The sequence below is a fragment of the Kitasatospora sp. NPDC041917 genome (assembly GCF_055589745.1).
The window spans coordinates 24,467-46,568 of sequence record NZ_JBVJBI010000055.1 but is presented as its reverse complement, the minus strand read 5'-3'; the positions used below and the strand labels follow the sequence as shown (position 1 = coordinate 46,568).

At 70.7% G+C, this 22,102-nt stretch carries 16 protein-coding genes and 2 pseudogenes; 11 read left to right on the top strand and 7 right to left on the bottom strand.

The genetic code is table 11. The annotated features are described in order from the left end of the window. From ACZ6EM_RS36735 to ACZ6EM_RS36715, 5 genes and pseudogenes are all read left to right on the top strand, one after another. Window positions 1-82 (top strand): annotated as a pseudogene (locus ACZ6EM_RS36735) (transposase); the annotation flags it as partial. Between the two features lie 130 nt (window positions 83-212). After that, window positions 213-1,052, top strand: a complete 840-nt coding sequence (locus ACZ6EM_RS36730) for an SDR family oxidoreductase (RefSeq protein ID WP_465774325.1) — start codon at window positions 213-215, stop codon at window positions 1,050-1,052. A 7-nt stretch (window positions 1,053-1,059) separates the two neighbouring features. Beyond that, window positions 1,060-2,382 carry an NAD(P)/FAD-dependent oxidoreductase gene (locus tag ACZ6EM_RS36725; RefSeq protein ID WP_465774323.1) on the top strand — a complete coding sequence of 441 codons (1,323 nt, stop codon included), beginning with the start codon at window positions 1,060-1,062 and terminating at the stop codon, window positions 2,380-2,382. A gap of 35 nt (window positions 2,383-2,417) precedes the next feature. Continuing rightward, a complete protein-coding gene (locus ACZ6EM_RS36720) occupies window positions 2,418-3,899 on the top strand; it encodes a cytochrome ubiquinol oxidase subunit I (RefSeq protein ID WP_465774322.1) in 1,482 nt (493 codons plus the stop codon). After that, window positions 3,896-4,939: a cytochrome d ubiquinol oxidase subunit II gene (locus tag ACZ6EM_RS36715; RefSeq protein WP_452177776.1), complete on the top strand. Its 1,044-nt coding sequence runs from the start codon at window positions 3,896-3,898 to the stop codon at window positions 4,937-4,939. Before ACZ6EM_RS36720 ends, ACZ6EM_RS36715 begins: the two co-directional genes overlap by 4 nt. 54 nt (window positions 4,940-4,993) lie before the next feature. Here the strand turns inward: ACZ6EM_RS36715 and ACZ6EM_RS36710 are convergent, their stop codons facing one another. From ACZ6EM_RS36710 to ACZ6EM_RS36700, 3 genes are read right to left on the bottom strand one after another with little or no spacing between them, the layout of a single operon-like run. Next, complete coding sequence (locus tag ACZ6EM_RS36710; protein ID WP_401043378.1) at window positions 4,994-6,574, bottom strand: GMC oxidoreductase; 1,581 nt, start codon at window positions 6,572-6,574, stop codon at window positions 4,994-4,996. A 31-nt stretch (window positions 6,575-6,605) separates the two neighbouring features. Then, window positions 6,606-7,553 (bottom strand): cyclase family protein, encoded by a 948-nt coding sequence (locus ACZ6EM_RS36705; protein WP_452177774.1) that lies wholly within the window; start codon window positions 7,551-7,553, stop codon window positions 6,606-6,608. A gap of 6 nt (window positions 7,554-7,559) precedes the next feature. After that, the gene (locus ACZ6EM_RS36700; protein ID WP_401043381.1) at window positions 7,560-9,380 is read right to left on the bottom strand and encodes a glycoside hydrolase family 15 protein; all 1,821 of its coding nucleotides are present in this window, start codon (window positions 9,378-9,380) and stop codon (window positions 7,560-7,562) included. A 320-nt stretch (window positions 9,381-9,700) separates the two neighbouring features. Between ACZ6EM_RS36700 and ACZ6EM_RS36695 the strand changes: the two genes are divergently transcribed. The 5 genes and pseudogenes from ACZ6EM_RS36695 to ACZ6EM_RS36675 form a co-directional block, all read left to right on the top strand. Continuing rightward, window positions 9,701-10,642 (top strand): DUF389 domain-containing protein, encoded by a 942-nt coding sequence (locus ACZ6EM_RS36695; RefSeq protein WP_401043384.1) that lies wholly within the window; start codon window positions 9,701-9,703, stop codon window positions 10,640-10,642. 331 nt (window positions 10,643-10,973) lie between these two features. After that, window positions 10,974-11,894: an aldose 1-epimerase family protein gene (locus tag ACZ6EM_RS36690; protein WP_452177772.1), complete on the top strand. Its 921-nt coding sequence runs from the start codon at window positions 10,974-10,976 to the stop codon at window positions 11,892-11,894. Between the two features lie 203 nt (window positions 11,895-12,097). Continuing rightward, window positions 12,098-12,262, top strand: a complete 165-nt coding sequence (locus tag ACZ6EM_RS36685) for a hypothetical protein (RefSeq protein ID WP_465774320.1) — start codon at window positions 12,098-12,100, stop codon at window positions 12,260-12,262. Window positions 12,263-12,284: 22 nt separating this feature from the next. After that, window positions 12,285-14,060, top strand: a complete 1,776-nt coding sequence (locus ACZ6EM_RS36680; RefSeq protein WP_465774319.1) for a cation:proton antiporter — start codon at window positions 12,285-12,287, stop codon at window positions 14,058-14,060. 216 nt (window positions 14,061-14,276) lie between these two features. After that, a pseudogene (locus ACZ6EM_RS36675) lies at window positions 14,277-14,390 on the top strand (family 1 glycosylhydrolase); the annotation flags it as partial. A gap of 40 nt (window positions 14,391-14,430) precedes the next feature. Here ACZ6EM_RS36675 and ACZ6EM_RS36670 read toward each other — a convergent pair. Further along, complete coding sequence (locus ACZ6EM_RS36670) at window positions 14,431-15,786, bottom strand: cytochrome P450 (protein WP_465774318.1); 1,356 nt, start codon at window positions 15,784-15,786, stop codon at window positions 14,431-14,433. Between the two features lie 250 nt (window positions 15,787-16,036). Between ACZ6EM_RS36670 and ACZ6EM_RS36665 the strand changes: the two genes are divergently transcribed. Further along, on the top strand, window positions 16,037-18,097 hold the full coding sequence (locus tag ACZ6EM_RS36665) for a phosphocholine-specific phospholipase C (RefSeq protein ID WP_401049877.1): 2,061 nt from the start codon (window positions 16,037-16,039) through the stop codon (window positions 18,095-18,097). Between the two features lie 62 nt (window positions 18,098-18,159). Here ACZ6EM_RS36665 and ACZ6EM_RS36660 read toward each other — a convergent pair whose 3' ends face one another. From ACZ6EM_RS36660 to ACZ6EM_RS36650, 3 genes are all read right to left on the bottom strand, one after another. Beyond that, a complete protein-coding gene (locus ACZ6EM_RS36660; RefSeq protein ID WP_465774316.1) occupies window positions 18,160-19,869 on the bottom strand; it encodes an urease subunit alpha in 1,710 nt (569 codons plus the stop codon). Then, window positions 19,866-20,603 (bottom strand): urease subunit gamma, encoded by a 738-nt coding sequence (gene ureA, locus ACZ6EM_RS36655; RefSeq protein ID WP_452180003.1) that lies wholly within the window; start codon window positions 20,601-20,603, stop codon window positions 19,866-19,868. Before ureA ends, ACZ6EM_RS36660 begins: the two co-directional genes overlap by 4 nt. 84 nt (window positions 20,604-20,687) lie before the next feature. After that, window positions 20,688-21,902: an agmatine deiminase family protein gene (locus ACZ6EM_RS36650; RefSeq protein WP_465774315.1), complete on the bottom strand. Its 1,215-nt coding sequence runs from the start codon at window positions 21,900-21,902 to the stop codon at window positions 20,688-20,690. Window positions 21,903-22,102: the final 200 nt, after the last annotated feature.

The following is a 22,102-nucleotide window of genomic DNA, read 5'->3' as shown; positions in this document are numbered from 1 at the left end:
CCGCCGCTACATCATCTGGCGGAACAAGCACGCCGCCGACGAACGCCTACGCGCAGTCGTCGCCAGGGCCAACGTTGCCTGATGCGGCACTAGCCCGATTGCGTGGCGCCCACTACCGAACGGGTGAGCACTGCGCGGCGCTTCGGGCTTGTCGTGCCTGATGGTGCTTCTCTCGCCGAGAAGTGCGGAGCCTGGAAGAGCAAGGAGAAGTCGTGGCAGGCAGTGTCGGTGAGAATCGTGGGGAGATCCACTCGCAGCTCCTGGCTGGGCAGAAGGCCCTGGTGACCGGTGCCAACTCGGGCATCGGCAAGGCGACGGCGATTGCTCTCGGCCGGGCCGGCGCTGACGTCGTCGTCAACTACGTCGTCGGCGCGGACGAGGCCGAGAAGGTGGTCGCGGAGATCGAGGCCTTCGGGGTCCGTGCCTACGCGCACGAGGCCGACGTGTCCGACGAGGAGCAGGTCGTCAAGATGGTCTCGGGCATGGTCGACGAGCTGGGCACCATCGACATCATGGTCGCCAACGCGGGCCTGCAGCGGGACGCTCCCGTCACGGAGATGACACTGGCCCAGTGGCACAAGGTCATCGACGTCAACCTCACCGGCCAGTTCCTCTGCGCCCGGGAGGCGGCCAAGGAGTTCCTGCGGCGTGGCGTCGTCCCGGAGGTGTCCCGCGCCGCCGGAAAGATCATCTGCATGAGCTCGGTCCACCAGATCATTCCCTGGTCGGGGCACGTGAACTACGCCTCCTCCAAGGGCGGCGTCGGCATGATGATGCAGACGCTCGCCCAAGAACTGGCGCCCAAGAAGATCCGGGTGAACGCGGTCGCCCCCGGCGCCATCCGCACCCCCATCAACAAGGACGCCTGGGACACCCCCGAGGCCGAGGCCGACCTCCTCCGGCTGATCCCCTACCGCCGCGTCGGTGACCCGGACGACATCGCCAACGCCGTCGTGGCAGTGGCCTCCGACCTGCTCGACTACGTGGTGGGCACGACGCTCTACGTGGACGGCGGAATGACGCTCTTCCCCGGCTTCGCCACCGGCGGCTGACACCGCGATGGAGGACCACATCACGCCCCGCCGGGTGGTGATCCTCGGCGGGGGATTCGCCGGGTTGTTCGCCGCCCGGGCGCTGCGCCGGTCGCCCGTCGCCGTGACCCTCGTCGACCGCTGCGCCCACCACCTCTTCCAGCCGCTGCTGTACCAGTGCGCCTCGGGGATCCTCTCCGAGGGGCAGATCGCCCAGCCGCTGCGCGCCGTCCTGCGCCGTCACCACAACGTCCGCTGCCTGCTGGCCGAGGCCACGGACGTCGACGTGGACGATCGTCTGGTTCACGCGCGGCGGCCGGACGGTGCGATGATCAGCCTCCCCTACGACGATCTGATCGTGGCGGCGGGTGTGCGCCAGTCCTACTTCGGCCATGACGAGTTCGCCGAGCACGCCCCGGGGATGAAGACCCTGGACGACGCGCTGGACATCCGCCGGCGGCTCTTTCGCGCGTTCGAGATGGCCGAGTCGGCCACGGACGCCCGGGAGCGGCAGGAGTGGCTCACCTTCGCGCTCGTCGGGGCCGGGCCGACCGGAGTCGAACTCGCCGGGCAGATCCGCGAGATCGCCGGCCACACGCTCGAAAAGCAGTTCCGCACGATCGAGCCCGGGCAGGCGCGGGTGCTGCTCCTCGAGGGGGCCGACTCCGTGCTGGCCGCGTTCGGGCCGACCCTGGCCCGCCGCGCGGCCCGGACGCTGAAGGGTCTCGGGGTCGAGCTCCACATGGGAGCGATGGTCACCGGCGTGGACGAACGCGGCCTGACGGCGCGTGACCGTGCCGGCCGGATCACCCGGATCGACGCGCGCACCGTGCTGTGGACGGCCGGCGTGGAGGCGCCACCGCTTGCCGGGGTGCTGGCCCGGGCGACCGGCGCCGAGCAGGACCGGGCCGGCCGGATCCTCGTCGAGCCCGACCTCACGATCGCCGGCCACCCGGAGATCCGCGTCGTGGGCGACCTGATGAGTCTGAACAGGCTGCCGGGCCTGGCCGAGGTCGCGATGCAGTCGGGTGCCTACACGGGCCGCGCGATCCGCCACGCCGTGGAAGGCCGGACCAAACAGCCGAAGCCCTTCAGATACCTGGACCTCGGCAGCGCCGCCTACATCTCCCGGGGCCGGGCGGTCGTCAAGGTCGGACGGCTGAACGTGTCAGGGGTCACGGGCTGGCTGGCCTGGTTGTTCATCCACATCGCCTTCCTCACCGGCTTCCGCAGCAGGCTCGGAGCGCTGCTCACCTGGTTGATCGTGTTCGCCTCCGGGTCCCGCCGCGAGCGCGCTTTCACCTCCGCCGGAACCCGCGCTCCGACCGACCCGGCCCCGCCAGCTCACTGACCCAGCGCCACACGGATCGAGCCATCGAGGCACACATGCACAGCACCACACTTCTTCTCGCGAACACCCCACCCCAGACGTTGCCCGCGCGCGAGCTGATGGCCTTCACCCTGGGCTCCCACATCCTCCTGGTCCCGTTCGGGGTCGCGCTGCCTTTCATCACGCTCCTGATGCACTATCGCGGGCTGCGCAAGGGTGACGCCGTGGCCCTGAAGCTGGCCCGGCGCTGGTCGGCGGTGATGGCCGTGCAGTTCGCCATCGGGATCGTCACCGGCACTGTCCTCTCCTTCGAGTTCGGACTGCTGTGGCCGAGGATGATGGGCCGCTGGGGGGACGTGTTCGGTCTCGGATTCGGCGTCGAGGCCTGGGCGTTCTTCCTGGAAGCCGTCCTCATCGCGATCTACCTGTACGGCTGGCGCAGGCTCAGGCCCTGGACGCACTTCTGGCTCGGCGCGCCGCTGCCGCTGGCCGCGCTGCTGGGAGCCTTCGGCATCATCGCGGCGAACTCCTGGATGAACACCCCGCAGGGCTTCACCCTCGACGCCCAGGGCAACCCGGTCGATGTCACCGTGCGGCAGGCGATCTTCACACCGATCTTCGGCCCGCAGTACTGGCACTTCGCGGTGGCGATGTTCCTGACCGCCGGCTACGTGGTCGCCGGGGTCTACGCGGTCGGCTGGCTGCGCGGACGCCGCGACCGGTACCACAAGCTCGGCTTCACCGTGCCGTTCACCGTCGCCGCGATCCTCACCCCGGTCCAGTTCTTCCTGGGCGACAATCTCGCCCGGCAGGTCTTCCACAAACAGCCGGTCAAGTTCGCCGCCGCCGAGATCGTCTGGAACACCGACACCCACGTGCCGGAGTACCTGTTCGGTCGCCTCAACGAGGACGGAACGATCTCCGGCGGCATCAAGATCCCCCAACTCGACTCCATCCTGGCCGGATTCAAGCCCAGCACCCAGGTCACCGGCCTGACCTCGGTGGCCGCCGACGACCGCCCCACCGCCACTCAGGCGACCATCGTCCACTGGGCCTTCGACATCATGGCGACCATCGGCAGCCTGCTGATCCTGCTCGCCCTCTGGTACGCGTGGTGCTGGTGGCGCCGCCGTGATCTCCCCCGATCCCGGTGGTTCTTCCGCTGCGCCGCCGTCGCCGGGGCCGCCGGTCTGCTGACCGTCGAGTGCGGCTGGATCACCACCGAGGTCGGCCGCCAACCCTGGATCGTCTACTTCAACATGCGGGTCTCCGACGCGGTCACCGCCACCCGCGTGAGTTCACTGTGGACGATGTTCGGCATCGTGGTGGCCGTGTATGTGCTCATTTTCGCTGCCTTCCTCGCCGTGCTGCTGAAGATGCGCACCCGCTGGCGGATCGCCGACGAGAGCCCGGCCGGGCAGGCCGGCGCGCTCGGTCCGGAGGCCGGCACTCCGTACGGCCCAAGGGAAGCGACCATGGCAGCCACCGGAGCCGCGCCGGATCCCGGTACGCCGCGGTCACCTGGTGGCACGTCATGATGGCCGACGCGATGTCCTGGGTCCTGGTGCTGGCAGTCGCCGCCTACGCCTGCGCCGGGGGCACCGACTACGGCGCCGGGTTCTGGGACCTGCTGGCCGGGGGAGCCGAGCGCGGCGAGCGCCCCCGCTGGCTGATCGACCATGCCATGGCACCCGTCTGGGAGGCCAACAACGTCTGGCTGATCTTCGTCTTCATCATCATGTGGACCGGCTTCCCCACGATGTTCCAGGCCGTGTTCGGCGCCATGTGGCTGCCGCTGGCCCTGGCCGCCATCGGCCTGGTCCTGCGCGGCGCAGGCTTCGCCCTGCGCAAGCCGACCCGGCGCCTGGCCGGACGGCGGATCTACGGCGCGGTCTTCGCGGTCTCCTCACTGCTCACCCCCTTCTTCTTCGGCGTGGTCATCGGCGGCATCGCCTCCGGCCGGGTCGCACCCGGGACCACGGCCTCCTCCGACGCCTGGGCCAATCCCACCTCCATCGTCACCGGGCTGCTCACCGTCGCGGCCACCGCGTACCTCGGCGCCGTCTTCCTCACCGCGGACGCGCGCCGCTTCGGAGCCGACGACCTGGTCCGGTACTTCCGGCTCCGAGCGCTCTGCAGCCTCGGAGCCATCGTGGTGCTGGCGGTCATCGGCATCCCCGTCACCCACCACGACGCCGCGTACGTCTGGCACGGCCTCACCCATGGAGCCGGGTTGGCGCTCGTGATCCTCGCCGCCCTCGCCGCCGCCCTCACCGCACTGCTGCTCGCGCGGCGGGAGTACCGCTGGTGCCGTTACACCTCGGTGGCCGGCGTCGCCCTGACCGTGGCCGCCTGGGGCCTCGCCCAGCGCCCGTACCTGCTGCCCACCTCGTTGACGGTGGCACAGGCCGCGGGAGCCGCTCACACGTTGCGCTGGTTGGCAATCGTCACGGTGATCGCGGTCGTGGTGGTCGGGCCGGCCCTCGTCCTGCTCTATCGTCTCGACACGCTCGGCGACCTGGAGCCCCTCACCGACTCCGATACGCGAGGGGCTCGGGCACCGGGCGACGACCGCTAGCCCGACCGGGCAGCCCTCCGGTTCGACCGCTGTCCGGTGCGGACCAGAGGGCGTTCAGCGCAGCCGGTCGATCAGATGGTCGCCGACCCGCAGGGCGTTGGCGATGGCGGTCAGCGACGGGTTCACCGCGCCGATGCTCGGGAAGAAGGCGGTGTCGACGACGTAGAGGTTGTCCAGGTCGTGCGCTTTGCAGTTGACGTCCAGGGCCGAGCTCTTCGGGTCGTCGCCGAACCTCACGGTGCCGGCCTGGTGGGCGGTGGCCCCGATCGGCATTCCCTTGTGCAGGTAGATGCTGTGGTCGAGCAGGCGGTGCTCGTGCATGCCCAGCTGACCGAGCATGCCCTGCAGCTTGTGCTGCAGCTTCTTCAGCCCGGTCGTGTTGTTCTTCTCGTCGATCGACAGGTGGACGTTCCCGTCGCCGTCCAGGGTGACGCGGCTGTCGGGCAGCGGCAGGTCCTCACCGCACAGCCAGAAGTCGACCGCATGGTGCGCGAGCACCTCGAACGGCATGTCCGGCGAGAGCTTGCCGGCCCACCGCGGCGCCTCACCGTGGATCTGCTCGGCGTCCGACTTGCCGAGCATCTGGATGCCGCCGAGCGGGTAGTCGAAGTCGTCCGAGCCGAGGTACCAGTCGTTGAGCGCCAGGGTCTTCTGGAACTGGGTGGGGTTGGGTTCCTTCGAGACCGCCATCAGGGCCAGGTTGTTGTGCCGCATGTAGTGGCGTCCCACCACGTCCGAGCTGTTGGCCAGCCCGTTCGGGTGCCGGTCGTTGGCCGAACGCAGGAGCAGGGCGGCGGAGTTCACTGCTCCGCAGGCGACGACCACGATGTCGGCGCCGAACCCCGTCGCCGAGCCGTCCGCGAGTTCCACGACCACGCCGGTGACGGTGCGTCCGGTCGGATCGGTCTCCAGGCGGCGCACATTGGCGCCCGTGATCATGGAGACGTTGTCGTGCTTCAGCGCTGGATCGACGCAGATCACCTGGGCATCGGCCTTGCCGTTCACCAGGCAGGGGAAGCCGTCGACCCGGTTGCAGCGGATGCAGACGCTGTCGTGGGTCGCCCGCCCGTTCTCCTTCTGCGTGAGGTTCACGCCGATCGGCAGATGGAAGGGATGCAGCCCCTGCTTCTCCAGGTCGTCGCTGAGCTGCTGGATGCGCGGCTCGTGCTCCACCGGCGGGTAGGCGTACGGCGCGCCGGCCGGGCCCTCCGTGGGGTCCTCGCCGTGCTTGCCGTGCACCAGGTAGAGGTGCTCGGCCTGGGTGTAGTAGGGCTCCAGGTCCTCGTAGCGGATGGGCCAGGCGGGCGAGATGCCGTCGTGGTGGCGCAGCTCGCCGAAGTCCTGGGGGCGCAGCCGGAAGAGCGCGGCGCCGTAGAACTTGGTGTTGCCGCCGACGTAGTAGTTGACCTCCGGGGTGAATTCGTGGCCGTGCCGGTCGTACCAGGTCTCCTGCGCCAGGTACTTGCCCTGCACGAACACCTTGGTGGAGTTCCAGTTGTCGATCTCGCGAGGCAGGTAGTCCCCGCGCTCCAGGATCAGCACCCGCTTGCCGGAGGGCGCCAGCCGGTGGGCGAGCGTGCCGCCGCCCGCGCCGGTGCCGATGATGATGACGTCGTAGTGTTGGGTGTCGGCCACGATGGGCTCCCGTTCTCGAAGTGTTCGCACGTCACAGGATCGCGATGGGATTGACGGGTGATCCGGTGGCGCCGGGAAGCCGGAGCGGGGCGATCACGCAGAGGAACGACCAGCGGTCCTGCTCCTCGCAGATCGGCACCAGATCCTCGAACTGCAGGTAGTCCAGCAGGTGCAGTCCCATGGCGTGGATGCCGAGAACGTGCACCGGGAAGGTCACACCCTCCGTGGTGCTGGGAGCGGTGTCGTTGTTGCCGTCGCTGCCGAGCACCGCGACCTGCCGGTCCGCCAGGAACTCCATCGCGGTGGGGTGAAGCCCGGCGCGAGCCCCGGTCGCGTTCCACGGCCCGAGTTCGCGGTGACGGCGGCGATGGCCGACCCGCACGAAGAGCAGGTCCCCTCTCGTGACCCGCAGATGCTGCGCGGTCTCGGCGGCGGCCAGTTCCTCTCCGGTCACGTGGTCGCCGGGTTCGAGCCACGGCACGCCGCGCAGACGGGGGATGTCGAGCAGCACGCCGCGGCCGACGATTCCGTCCCGCGCCACGTCGATGGACAGCTTCGTCGCCCCGGTCACGGTCAGGCTGCTCGCGGCCACGCCGTTGTGCAGTGTGCCGTCGTAGACGACGTGGCACAGGGCGTCGAGGTGGCCGTCGGCGTCGCCGTGCACGTTCATGGCGAAGCGGTCCGCAGCGAACTGCAGGCCGTTCGCCTCGATGTCGCCGTCGACGACGCCGGTCATCTGGTGCTCGCACGGCTCGGGGTTGCCGGGGCGCGCCCGGGTTTCCAGGACGGCGGCGAGCGTGACGGTGCGACCTGATCGGACCTCACCGGCGGCTGCCAGCACCTGCGTCGGTGTGAGGGTGTCCAGTGCGCCGCGGTCGGCGGTGCCTCGCACGGCCTCGCGTCGCACGCGCTGGTAGAGCGCGCGGAACTCGGCCGAACTCAGCGGTGGTGGGTCGGCGGATCCTGTGTGCGTCGCCATGGATGCTCAGCGGGTCTGTTCGCGGTCGAGTGCTTCGTCGAGGGTGGTGGCGGCCATGATCAGCGAGAGGTGGGTGAACGCCTGCGGGAAGTTGCCCAGTTGCTCCCCGCTCGGCCCGACCTCCTCGGCGAAGAGACCGACGTGGTTCGCGTAGGTCTGCATCTTCTCGAAGGCGTAGCGCCCCTGCTCGGTCCGGCCGGCCCGGGCCATCGCATCGACGTAGAGGAAGGTGCAGAGGCTGAACGTGCCCTCGGAGCCTCGCAGACCGTCGGGTGAGGCGGCCGGGTCGTAGCGGTAGACGAGGCTGTCGGAGACGAGTTTGCGGTCGATGGCGTCCAGCGTGGACAGCCAGCCCGGGCCCCTGGGAGCGAGGAAGCGGACCCGGGGGATGAGCAGCAAGGACGCGTCCAGGACGTCCCCGTCGTAGTGCTGGACGAGAGCCTGCTCCTTGTCGCTCCACCCGCGGGTCATCACCTGTTCGAGGATGTCGTTGCGGGCGGTGGTCCAGCGCGCGAGGTCGGCGGGCCTGCTGAACTCGGTGGCCAGACGCAGCCCGGCGTCGAAGGCGGCCCAGCACATCACCCGGCTGTAGGTGAAGTCCTTGCGTCCGCCACGGGTCTCCCAGATGCCCTCGTCGGGACGGTCCCAGGAGTCGGCGAGCCAGTCCAGGGTGGCGGCGAGCGCCTTCCACCCGTGATAGCCCGTCTGTTGGCCCACCGTGCCGCCCTCGGCCAGGGCGTAGAGCGCCTCGCCGTAGATGTCGAGCTGCAGCTGGTCCATGGCGGCGTTGCCGGCCCGGACCGGGGCCGAGCCGCGGTAGCCCTCGAAGTGGTCGAGGATCACTTCGGGGATGTCGGGATCGCCGTCGACCCGGTACATGATCTGCAGACGCTCGCCGTCGGAGCCCGCTCGTTCGGCCAGGCGATCGCGCAGCCAGTGGGTGAACCGGGTGGCCTCCTCGACGAATCCGAGGTCGAGCAGTGCTCGAACGGACAGTGAGCCGTCACGGACCCAGGTGTAGCGGTAGTCCCAGTTGCGCTCGCCGCCGACCTGCTCGGGAAGGCCCATGGTCGCCGCGGCGACCGGGGCGCCCGTGGGGTGGTAGGTGAGCAGTTTGAGCGTGATGGCGGAGCGGTTCACCATGTTCGGCCATCGGCCGCGGTAGGTGGAGGTGTGTAGCCAGTCCTGCCAGAAGTTGCCGATGTCGAAGAGCTGGTCGTTGAGCTCCTCCACGGTGATCGGTGCGGGCGGGGCCCCGTCCGGGCCGCAGACGGTGAAGGCGGCGCCCGCCAGCTGCCCGGCGTTCAGCGTGACCTCTCCGCGTACGTCGTCCCCGTTGCGTTCCACGGGGAAGGTACTCTGCAGGTATCCGGCGAGTTCCGGAGCACGGAACACCGCGGTCCCGCCCTGGAGATCGAGTTCGTGAGTGGCGCGGCCGTAGTCGAACCGCGGTCGGCAGTCCAGGACGAACCGCACGGTGCCGCGCACCGCGCGCACGACGCGAATCAGCGTGTGCCGGTCGGTGGGCTTGCCCGTCCGGTCGGGCGGCATGCAGTCGATGACCTCGCCGACCCCGTCGGGGGACATGAACCGGGTCACCAGGACGGCCGTGTCGGGGTAGTAGAGCTGCTTGCACGTGACCTCCGCTTCTTCCGGGGCGAAGAGGAAGTAGCCGCCCCGGTCGTGGTCGAGCAGGGCGGCGAAGATGCTGGGTGAGTCGAAGCGAGGAGCTGCGAACCAGTCGACGACCCCTTGCGACGAGACCAGCGCGGCGGTCTGCAGGTCGCCCACCAGACCGTGGTCGGCGATAGGCGGGTAGCGGTCCATGGTGTCTCCGCAATCTCGGGAGGATCCCCTGCGTTCCACTATCCGACCAGCCGCGCGCACGCGCTCCACGTCAGGTGCCGATGACTCCCGGAGTCCGCTGTGACCAGGAAGGACGCGCCTGCCCGCCTGGTACTCCAGATGGAGTACTCACGCGCCTGCCTGACGTCGGCAGGCGGGACCGGGACAGGCCGCGGCCCGGACCGCCCGGAGGCGGTACCGGCCGGGCCGCTCGACTTGCCGACGATCGTTCCCCCGGCGCTACTGGCCTCGGGCGGTACGCACGCGCCGCCACTGCACTTCCCCGGCTGCGGAGGGGCTACATGGAGATGGTCCATCTCCGGCTGGTGACTCCGCCGGACGTCACCGACGAGACGGTCGACATGCTGACCGGCGACCGCTACGTCTTCAACCTGGTCGTGCTCGCGGGTACGGCACGTCACCCGGACGGCGACGCCATCGAGTGCGACGTGCTGGCAGGTGCGGCGAACGAGGTCCTGCGCAACCTCCGTGAGCTGGAGGTCGACCGGCGTGGCTCGGTCGTGATCGAGTCGGTCGACATGGCGTTCTCCGGACTCGCGGAGGAGGCGGAGACACACCAGCTCGGGGCGCTCGCGCATGCACCGGTGTGGGAGGCGGTCGAGGCGCGTATCCGGGCCGAGGGGACCTACCTGCCGAGCTTCTACGTCTATCTGATCATCGCTGGACTCATCGGCTCGGTGGGAATCATCACCAACTCCCAGATCCTGATCGTCGCGGCCATGGTCGTGGGACCCGAGTACGGCGCCATCACCAGCGTGGCGCTGGGCATGGACCGGAGGAACGGGCCGCGGATTCGGCAAGGGCTGTTAGCGTTGCTCGTCGGCTTCTCGCTGGCCGTGGTCTTCACGCTCCTGTTCTCGTTACTGGTCCGGGGTCTGGGAATTCAGCCGAAGGCGTTCACGCTGGGCGTCAGGCCGGTCTCCGACCTGATCAACACGCCGAACTTCTTCTCCTTGGCCGTCGCCGTGCTCGCCGGCATGGTCGGGATCATGTCGCTGACCCAGGCCAGGACGAGCGCCCTGCTCGGCGTGTTCATCTCGGTCACCACGGTCCCGGCGGCCGCTGACATCGGCGTGTCCTGTGCCTTCGCGAGCTGGAGCGAGGCGCGTGGCTCACTGCTGCAGCTTCTGCTCAACATCGTCGTGCTGATCGCGGTGGGTGTTCTCACGCTCAGGTTCCAACGCGCGATCTGGCGGCGGATCAGTCTTCGAAACAGCCGCTGACACCTGGCCTTGGCTCGCCCGGATCACGCGGTGGACGGATGAACAGATCGCAAGCGGCGCGTCGGCCGCAGTGGCCGGCTCGGCGCTGGAGCGATCGTACCGGGACCATCTGCGGGACGGACTCACCGGACGGCTGATGAGGACGCCCACCGCGCCGGGAATCGTCTCAAAGGGCGAACCCACCGAGCTCTTCCGGAGGTGGGATCGTGTCTCGCTTGATTTGGACCCTGTGCGCCCGCACCCTGCCGATCGAGGGGCCTGCACGTGTCGGGCCGCCACGGCGCCCGGGTTCGTGGGTTGTGCCCACCCTCAGGCAGCGCGAGGAGGCCGCGTGCGCGAGAGCCGGACCGGACGACAGCTGACGCTGCGCCATGGGAGCCACTCCGTGGTCGTCGTCGAACTGGGCGGTGCCCTTCGGCACTACGCGATCGGCGGACGTCCGGTGCTCGACGGCTTCGCTGCCGACGACCGGATCACGGGAGGACGCGGCCAACTCCTGGTGCCGTGGCCGAACCGGGTCAGGGGCGGCCGCTACCGATGGCACGGACAGGACCTGCAACTGCCGCTGACCGAGCCGGTGAACGGCAACGCGATCCACGGTCTGCTCCGCTGGACCTCGTGGCAGGTGCTGGAGGAGGCGGACAGCCGAGCCGTGCTGGAAGTCACGCTGTGGCCGCAGCCGGGCTATCCCTTCCACCTGCGGGTCCGAGCCGAGTACGTCCTTGGCGACGAGGGCCTGGAGGTGGCCGTGACCGCGCTGAACCAGGGCACGAGCGTCGCACCGTACGGCGTGGGCCAGCATCCCTACCTCACCGTCGGCACGGCCACGGTCGACGACGCGGTGCTGACCGTTCCGGCGCGGAGTTGGGTCCGTACCGATGACCTGGGCCTGCCCGTGGCCACCGAACCGGTCGCGGGCACGCCGTACGACTTCCGCACACCGAGGGCGATCGGCGCCCAGCACCTGGACACCCCGTTCAGCGATCTCGACCGGGACGCCCGTGGTCGCGCCGTGGTACGCCTGGCCCACCCGTCGGGGGAACACGGTACGGATGTCTGGCTCGGCGAGGGGGCGGACTTCCTGCAGGTGTACACCGGCGACACCCTGCCGGAGGGGGAACGTCGTCGCGCGGTCGCCATGGAACCGATGTCCTGTCCGCCGGACGCCCTCCGCAGCGGTGCATCGATCGTCGCCCTCGGACCGGACGAGCGGCACACCGTCAGATGGGGCATCTCGCCATGGGAGAAGTGACCGAGGCCACGGGTCCTCGACCTCGCCGTCATCGGCCTGGCGATCACTCCGGAACCGGTGCCGATCGCCGCGTTCACCCTGATCCTCCCGGCGCGGAACGGCGTACGCCACGGTCCTGCCGTCCTGCTCACGTGGCTCGCACGCCTGGCTGTGGTACTCGGAGTCGTCCTCCTGTCCACCCGAGGCACGCCGCCCCGCTCGTGATGGAGCTTCGGACGACGTTCGCGTCCGCTCCGGCGGGAGCCGGACTCGCGCTGCTGCGCACCTGGTCGGCGGAACACGAGGACCAGGCGATCGTCACCCTGTCGCTGTCGCTGCTGCTCGGCCGCTGGCGGGTCGGCAAGAGCCGCCACCAGCTCGTCCGGTGAGCCGGCCTGCCGGAGCGGTGACGTGACGACGAACCAGATCCTCATCGGGACGGGCCTGATCCTGGTGCTCGCCGTCGGCTCGCAGATCCTGGCGAGCCGACTGCACATCCCCGCCCTGATCGTCCTGCTGCCCGTCGGCTTCACCGCAGGTGCGCTGACCAGCGATGTCGATCCCCAGCGACTGCTCGGCGCAGCCTTCTCGCCTCTGGTGTCGCTCGCCGTGGCGGTGATCCTCTACGACGCCGGTCTCGGGCTCGACCTGGCGAAGTTGAAGGGGCACATGCGCCGCGTCGTCATCCGGCTGATCTGGATCGGCGTGCTCCTCACCTGGGCGATCGGCACGCTCGTGTCGAAACCGCTGCTCGGCCTGGACTACGGAGCGGCCGTGATGCTCGGGGCCATCCTGGTGGTCTCGGGGCCGACTGTCGTGGGCCCGCTGCTCAGCTTCGTCCGCCCGACGGACCGGCTGCGGCACCTCCTGGTCTGGGAGGGCTCGCTGATCGATCCGGTGGGTGCGATCCTGGGCGCGCTCGTCTTCCACGCGGTCGACGCCAGTACCAGGGGTCGGTTCGGGAGCGGGGCGGCACACTTCCTGGGGAGTGTGGGCGTCGGCCTGGCCGGCGGGGCCGTCGGAGCGGTCCTGCTGTGGGCGCTGGTGCAGGGACTGCGGCTGGGCGAGGTGCTCGGGACCACCGCGCAGCTCGCCGTGGTGATCGGCGTGGCGGCGGTCTGCGACGTGCTCCGCGAAGACACCGGGCTGATCGCCGCGGTCGTGATGGGCCTGGCCGTCACCAACCTGCGACGCTTCGACTTCCCCGTGCGTCGGCCGTTCTTCGAGACACTGGTCACCCTGATCCTCGGGGTGCTCTTCGTCTCCATCTCGGCCACCGTGACACCGCAGTCGCTGCGGCACGTACTGCTCCCCGCGTTGGGACTGTCCGCCGTCCTGGTTGCCGTCGCCAGGCCGCTGGTGGCCCTGGTGTCCACGCTCGGCACTGACATTCCCCGAAAGGAGCGCGCCTTCCTCGGCTGGATGGCGCCGCGCGGCATCATCGCGGCATCAACCGCCTCGACCTTCTCGGCCGGCCTGGTCGGCAAGGGGATCGTTGGCGCCTCGAAGATCCTCCCGGCTACCTTCGTGGTCATCGTCGCCACGGTGACGCTCTACGGGCTGACCGCGACGCTCGTCGCCCGACGCCTGGGGGTCGTGCGCTCGGGCCGTTCCCGGCCGCTGCTGGTGGGCGGCGAGCCCTGGGTGGTCGACCTGGGCCTGGCCCTGAAAGCCGCTGGTCTTCAGGTGCTGCTGTGGGCCGGTCTCGAAGAACAGCGTGAGCGCATCGAACAAGCCGGACTCGAGCTGGCACCCGGAGAACTGCTGGCGGCAGCCACCGGGGAAGGCGCCGAGCTGGAGGGCATCACCGTGGTACTGCTTCTCACTGCCGAGGACGACTTCAACGCACTGGCGTCGGTGGTCCTGCGGGGGAGCGTGGACGGACCGGTCTACCGGATCGGGCCTCCAGCCGCCAGCCACGGCGTCGTCGCCCCGTTCCTGGGCGGTGACATCCTGTTCGGTGCCGGGCTCACCAGGCCTCGGCTGATGCGCCGGTACGGCGCCGGGGCCGACGTCGTGGCGCAACCGGTGAACGACGCGACGCCGCCAGGGCACGACGCCCTGTTCGTGGTGCGCACCGACGGCCGCCTGGTTCCGGTCACCGAACACGACATCCCCTCTCCGCAGACGGGAGATACCGTCGTGGTCCTCGGCCCGGCCCCCGCCGGCCGTGCGGAACGGATCTGAGCTTCGGTCGGTCCAGCAGGCGGGTTCAGCCGGCCCAGCCGCTCCGGGGAGGAGAAGAGCTCGCGGCCGCGCATCGGCACGAGCGCCGTGGGACCGGGCGCTCGTCGACTCCATGGCCGAACTGCCCACCGGGGTGGTCGAGGAGGTGGTTGCCGGCCTTCTCCTCGACGACGTGGCGGAGTACCGTCACGGATGGAATGACAGGCTGTTCGACGGGCCGAGGGCTATCACCAGCGCTTCGGCCTCGTCCACGTCGACTTCGCGACCCAACGACGCACCCCGAAGGCCTCGTACACCTGGTACCGCGACCTGATCGCCACGTACCGGGCCCGGCGTTCGGGGTGGTCGGCTTCCGGTCGGTGCGGGTGGTTCAGTCGGCTTCTGGGCGCGGTTCCACCGTCATGAGGAGGTTGTCGGGGTGGTTGGTGCTGGTCATGACGCCCCGGACCCGTGCTCCCGGGGCGGGCGTCAGCCGCCAGCGGCTCGCCACGGTCGCGGCCACGGTCAGCATCTCGGTGCGCGCGAAGGACTCCCCGATGCACAGGTGGTGGCCGGCGCCGAAGGGGACGAACGCGCCGCGCGGGGCGGGGGGCCGGTCGGGCAGCCAGCGGTCGGGGTCGAAGCGCAGGGGGTGGGGGAAGTGGCGGGGATTCCGGTGGAGGACGAGGGCGCTGAAGATGAACTCGGTGCCTTCGCGGAAGCGGTAGCCGCCGAGTTCGACGTCGGTGGTCGCGCGGCGGATCGTGATGCCTCCGGGGTTGCGCATCCGAAGGGCCTCGTCGACGACGCGACGGGTGTGGCCGAGCCGGGGCAACTGGTCGGCGGTGAGGGGGAGTACGGCGTGGTCGTGCAGCTCCTGGTGGAGTCGCCGGTCGAGGTGCGGGTGCCGGCCCAGTTCGTGGAAGAGCCAGGCGAGCCCGCCGGCGGCGGTCTCGGTGCCGGCCACCAACAGGGTGATGAGTTCGTCGTGGAGCTGGCGGTCGGTCATGGCCTCGCCGCTGTCGGCGTCCCGGGCCTGCAGGAGCATCGACAGCAGGTCCGGTCGCCCGCTCGCGCGGTCGGCGCGGTCGGCGTGGATCAGGTGGTCGATGGCGCGGCGCAGCCGGTCGTGGGCGTCGGCGAGGCGGCGGTTGCCCGGTGTGGGGAGCCGGTGCCACAGGTTCGTGGGGTCCAGCACCCGGGTGTACATGCCGTGCAGGACGACGGGCATGGCGTGGCGGATCTCGGCGGCGGCGGAGGCGTCGAGGGAGGTGGAGAACAGCGTCGAGGTGACGATGGCGAGGGACAGCTCCAGCATCTGCCGGGTGACGTCGACCACCTGGCCGGGCCGCCAGGAGTCGGCGCGCTCGGCGGCCAGTCGCGCCATGGTGTCGACGTAGTGGGCGATCTGCTGGTGGTGGAACGCCGGTTGCACCAGGCGCCGTTGGCGGAGGTGGAAGGCCCCTTCGGAGGTGGCAAGTCCGTTCCCGAGGTAGGGGCGGAGCTTGTCGAAGGAGCGGCCCTTGGCGTAGTTCGCCGCTTCGGTGACCAGTACGCGGTGGACCAGGTCGGGGCCGGTCAGCACATAGCTGGGTTTCGGGCCGAGGTGGGTGGCCACGATCGGGTCGTAGGCGGTGAGGCTGTCGAGGAACTCCAGCGGACGCCGCCACAGTGCGAGCGCGTGGCCGATCAGCGGGAGCCGTCCGGGTGCGACGGGAGGGGCCGGTGGTCGGCTGGCGGTGGGCATCGTCGTTCCTCCGGTGAGGGGTCGGGACCCAGTCTGCGGTCCGGCGCACCACCTGCGCACCCTTCGCACCGGGGCGCGCTGGTGGACTTCGCGGCGCACGGAAGCGGATTCACACCTTGTCCGTACAACTTGATGCGTTCGTCTGCCGTACGGCGGCCGGTCATGAACGGGCCGCCGGTTGGTACCCCGCGCGCGCTGTCCTTGGGGGCGCCGTCCTCCACCCTCCTGACATGCTGAGGTCAATCCACCCATGGCAGAGCTGAATCGTCGTCGCTTCCTCCAACTCGCCGGTGCCACCGTCGCGTTCTCGTCGCTTTCGCAGAGCATCGCGCGCGCCGCGTCCATCGCCCCGCAGGGGAGCACCGGCACCCTCCAGGACGTCGAGCACATCGTCGTGCTGATGCAGGAGAACCGTTCGTTCGACCACTACTTCGGGGCGCTGAAGGGCGTCCGGGGCTTCGGCGACCCCCGCCCGGTCACCCTGCCGAGCGGCAGCTCGGTGTGGCACCAGACGGACGGCCTCAAGCGGGAGGTGCTGCCGTTCCGGCCCCAGGTCAGCGACCTCGGGATGCAGTTCGTCCAGGACCTCAACCACGACTGGGCCGGCGGCCACAAGGCCTTCAACAGCGGCACGTACGACCAGTGGGTACCCGCCAAGACGGCCACCACGATGGCCTACCTGACCCGCCAGGACATCCCCTTCCACTACGCGCTCGCCGACGCCTTCACCATCTGCGACGCCTACCACTGCTCGTTCATCGGCTCCACCGACCCGAACCGCTACTACATGTGGACGGGCTGCACCGGCAACGGGGTCGCCGGCAACGGTCCGGTCCTCGGCAACCAGGAGGCCGGCTACAGCTGGACGACCTACCCCGAGCGGCTGGAGAAGGCCGGGATCTCCTGGAAGATCTACCAGGACGTCGGCGACGGACTGGACGCGGCCGGTTCGTGGGGCTGGATCGGCGACGCGTACCGCGGGAACTACGGCGACAACTCGCTGCTCTACTTCAACAACTACCGCAACGCCAAGCCGGGCGACCCGCTGTACGACAAGGCCCGCACCGGCACCAACGCCAAGGCCGGCGACGGCCTGTTCGACCACCTGCGGCGCGACGTGCAGGCCGGCACCCTGCCGAAGATCTCCTGGATCGCCGCCCCCGAGGCCTTCACCGAGCACCCCAACTGGCCCGCCAACTACGGCGCCTGGTACGTCTCCCAGGTGCTGGACGCGCTGACGTCCAACCCCGACGTGTGGGCCAGGACGGCGCTGTTCATCACCTACGACGAGAACGACGGCTTCTTCGACCACGTCGTGCCGCCGTTCCCGCCCTCCTCCGCCTCGCAGGGCCTGTCGACCGTGGCGACCACCGCCGACTGGTTCGGCGGCGGCGTCGGCTACTCGGCCGGACCGTACGGGCTCGGCCAGCGGGTCCCGATGCTGGTCGTCTCGCCCTGGAGCACCGGCGGCTACAGCTGCTCGGAGACCTTCGACCACACCTCGATCATCCGCTTCATGGAGCGCCGCTTCGGCGTCCAGGAGCCCAACATCTCGCCCTGGCGGCGCGCCATCTGCGGCGACCTGACCTCCGCCTTCGACTTCAGCGCGTCGAACACGACCGCGGCGGCGCTCCCCTCGACGGCCGGCTACGCCCCGGCGGACCGCAACCGCCACCCGGACTACGTGCCCACCCCGCCCGCCACCGGCACCATGCCGAAGCAGGAGGCGGGCGCGAAGCCCACCCGCCCGCTGGCCTACGCGCCGTACGTGGACGGGGCGGCCGACACCGCGGCGGGCAAGTACCGCCTCACCTTCAGCGCGGGCGCGGCGGCGGGCGCCCAGTTCCTGGTGACCTCGCCCAACCGCACCGACGGTCCGTGGACGTACACCACGGAGGCGGGCCGGACGATCGCGGACGCCTGGAACACCACGTACTCCAAGGGCGTCACGGACCTCACCGTGTTCGGCCCCAACGGCTTCCTGCGCCGCTTCCGCAACCCCGGCAAGACCGCCGGGCCCGAGGTCACCGCCCGCCACAACGCGACCACCGGCAACCTCGACCTCACCCTCACCAACGCGGGCGCCGCGGACGTCGTGCTGACCCTCACCAACGCCTACGGCGGCACGCCGCAGGCCCTCACCGTCCGCCGGGGCGCGACCGTCACGTGCACCGTCGACCTGAGCGCCTGCCGCAACTGGTACGACGTGACCGTCACTTCGGGCGCGACCGCCGACTTCGTACGCCGCCTCGCCGGCCACGTCGAGACCGGCGCCCCCGGTCTCTCCGACCCTGGCATCGTCACCTACTGACGGCACCGCGCACAGCGCCGCCCCGGGCACGAGGGTGCCCGGGGCGGCGCTGTGCGGGCGACTCAGAGGAAGTAGAGCCGGTTCAGCGGGACTTCCTCGGCGGGGGAGGACCGCAGCGGCGTGCCGTCGAGGGTGACGAGACCCTCGCGCGAGTCGACGAGGACCTCGCCGAGGCGGGTGTTGCGGACCATGTCGCGCGGGCCGATCCCGCGGGTGTGGCGGACGGCGACGCGACGGCGCCGGGTGGTCATGGTGTCGTAGGGGCGGTCCCGGGTGCCGGACTCGGCGGCGGCGCGGCTGGTGAAGGCGACGGAGAGGTCGGCCGGAGTGGCGCCGTGAGCACCGAACAGGGGCCCCAGAACGAGCGGTTGACAGGTCTCGGTGGCGGCGTTGGGGTCGCCGGTGACGCCGTAGGCGGGAAAGCCCGCCTTGAGGACCAGCTGCGGCTTGGCTCCGAAGGAGGCCGGCTGCCACAGCACGATGTCGGCGAGCTTGCCGATCTCGATCGAGCCGACCTCGTGCGCGAGGCCGTGGGCGATGGCCGGGTTGACGGTGAGCTTGGCGATGTAGCGCAGCACGCGCTCGTTGTCGTCGTCCGGGCCGTCGCCCTCCAGCGGGCCGCGCTCGGCCTTCATCTTCCCGGCCACGGCGAAGGTGCGGCGCACCGTCTCGCCGGCCCGGCCCATGCCCTGGGCGTCGGAGGAGGTGATGCCGATGGCCCCGAGGTCGTGCAGGACGTCCTCGGCGCCCATGGTGCCGGCCCGGATGCGGTCGCGGGCCATCGCGGCGTCGCCGGGCAGGTCGGTCTTGAGCCCGTGGACGGAGACGATCATGCCGTAGTGCTCGGCCACCGCGTCCCGCCCGAAGGGCAGGGTGGGGTTGGTGGAGGAGCCGATGACGTTCGGCACGCCGGCCATCTTCAGCACGTTGGGGACGTGTCCGCCGCCGCAGCCCTCGATGTGGAAGGCGTGGATGGTCCGCCCGTCGAGGACGCTCAGGGTGTCCTCGACCGAGAGACACTCGTTCAACCCGTCGGTGTGCAGGGCCACTTGGACGTCATGGGCCTCGGCGACGGACAGCGCGGTATCCAGGGCGCGGGTGTGCGCGCCCATGTCCTCGTGCACCTTGAAGCCGCAGGCCCCGCCCTCGGCGAGGGCTTCGACGAGCGGGGCGGGGTGGGAGGACGAACCGCGGCCCAGGAAACCGATGTTGACGGGCCAGGCGTCGAAGGAGTTGAAGGCGTGGCGCAGCGCCCAGGGCGAGTTGACGCCGACGCCCCAGGCGGGGCCGAACTCCTGGCCGATGATGGTGGTGACGCCGGAGGCCAGCGAGGCCTCCATGATCCGCGGGGACATCAGGTGGACATGGGTGTCGACGGCGCCGGCGGTGGCGATCAGGCCCTCGCCGGAGACGATGGCCGTCCCGGTGCCGACGACCACGTCCACGCCGTCCAGGGTGTCCGGGTTGCCGGCCCGCCCGACGGAGGCGATCCGGCCCTCCCGGATGCCGATCGAGGTCTTGCGGATGCCCTGGATCGCGTCGATCACCAGCACGTTGCTGATGACGAGGTCGCAGGTGTCCCGGACGGCGGCGGCCTTGAGGTGCAGGCCGTCGCGGGCGGTCTTGCCGAAGCCGACGAGGAACTCGTCACCCGGCCGCTGGGAGTCGGATTCGACCCGGACGACCAGACCGCTGTCGCCGAGCCGGACCCGGTCCCCGGCGCGCGGGCCGTGTACGGCGGTGTACTCGGACGCTTCGATGCTGCTGCTCACGGCTGGTTCTCCTGCCCGTCGTCGACTGCTCCGAGGTAGCCCTGCTCGGCCGCTCCGAGGTAGCCCTGCTCGGCCGCCCGGCGCAGGGCCTCCTGCCGTGCCCGCGGCGAGTCCAGCGGGCCGTCCACGAGCCCCGCGAAACCGATCGCGACGCGCTCGCCGCCGATCGGCACCAGGTCGACCTCGACGGTGGCGCCGGGGTCGAAGCGCACCGAGGAGCCGGCCGGCACCGCGAGGTGGGTGCCGTAGGCGGCGGCGCGGTCGAAGGCGAGCCGCGGGTTGACCTCGAAGAAGTGGAAGTGCGAGGTGACCGAGATCGGCACGTCCGCGGTGTTGCGCACGGTAAGGGTGTGCACGGCCTCCGGTCCGGGCGCGGTGCGGCCGTCGCCGTGGTGGAGGACGGCGCCCGGCGCGGCCGTGCCGAGGGTGCCGCCGCCGAACGGGTCGGCGATGACGGCGAGCCGGGTGCCGTCCTCGAAGACGGCCTCGACCTGGATCTCGGTGACCAGGTCGGGGACGCCGGGCAGCACATCGGCGGCGGCGAGGACGGAGCGTCCCCGCTGGACGGCCTCGGCCAGCCGGAGGCCGTCGCGGGCGGCCTCGCAGACGGTGTCCGAGATGAGCGCCACGGCCTCGGGGACGTTGAGCCGCAGGCCGCGGGCGCGGCGGGCGCGGGCGAGTTCGGCGGCCGTGAAGATCAGCAGCCGGTCGCGTTCGGTGGGGGTCAGCTGCACAGGGGTTCCCTTCTCCCTCGGTGCGGGACGGTGCGGGACAGCGCGGGACAGCGCGGGACGGCGGGGGACGGGTGCGGGACGGGGTCAGCCGGCGGGCTGGTCGTGGGTGGCGCAGTGGATGCCGCCCCCGCCGCCGGCGATGGTGTCGATCGGCAGGGGGACGATCTCGCGGCCCGGGAACTGGTCCTTGAAGACCTCCTGGGCGTGGCCGTCCGCCTTGGCGTCACCGAACTTCGGCAGGTAGACGCCCTTGTTGCCGATGTAGAAGTTCATGTACGAGGAGACGAAGGCGTCGCCCCGGCCGGTGATCCTGTCCGGGTCGGGCTGGCCGATCTCGATCACCTTGAGCTTCCGGCCGGCGGCGTCGGTGGCCTCGGCGAGGACGGCGCGGGCCTGGTCGGCGGAGCGGGACCAGACGTCCGGCGGGGTGCCGGGGAAGGCCCGGTCCAGCAGGACGACCCCGGGGGCGGCGTAGCGGGCGAGGCAGTCGACGTGGGCGTCGGTGATGTCCTTGCCCTTGACGCCCGCGAGCCAGATCACCTTGGTGAGGCCCAGCACCCGCTTGAGTTCCGCCTCGATCTCGTCGCGGGTGCGGCCCGGGTTGCGGTTCTCGTTGACCACGGAGCTCTCGGTGACCAGCAGCGTGCCCTCGCCGTCGGTCTCGAAGGAGCCGCCCTCGGCGGTGACCGGGGTCTCGATCCGCTCGATCCCGTACGTCTCCAGGACGGTGCGGGCGATCCGGCCGTCGTCGGTGTGCTCCTGCTTGCCGCCCCAGCCGCTGAAGTTGAAGTCCACGCCCTGGACCTTTCCGCCCTCCTCCACGAAGACCGGGACGGTGTCGCGGGCCCACAGGTCGTCCACGGGGACGGCGAGCAGCTCGACGTCCGAGCCGCAGGCGTTGCGGGCCGAGGCCTCCTGGCCGGGGCGGACGAGCAGGACCACCGGTTCGCGCTCGCCGATGGCCCTGGCCACCGAGGCGATGTCCCGGCGGACGGCCCCGAGCTGCTCGCCCCAGACGTTCTCGGAGGCGGGCCAGGCCATGAAGGTCCGCTCGTGCTTCTCCCACTCGCCGCCGAGCCGGCGTCCGCGGGCCGGAGCCGGAGCCGGGGCGGGGGTGGGCGCGGGGGGCTGTGCGGGCGCTTGCGTCGACGCCTGGTCGGGGGTGCCGGAGGCCGTCGGGGCCGCGGAGTCGGCCGGGTCGTCGCCGGAGGCGGCGCAGGCGGTCGCACCGAGGGCGATCGCGCCGGCGCCGGCGAGCGAGCGCAGTACCGTGCGGCGGGCGAGGGAGGGCTGGGACACGCTGGACTCCGGTGGGGCTGGGGGTGGTTCCGGTTCGGCGGGAGGGACGGGCTCCGGGGAGCGGTCGCGCGGCGCCGGTTGGGCGGTGGACGAGGTCGTCCCGGTGGACGGGGTCGTCCGGCATCACCGAGACTGAACTCTCGCATTGACTGAAAAATCAGTCAAGCTTTACGGTGAAGTCACCCAAACCACCCCGAGAC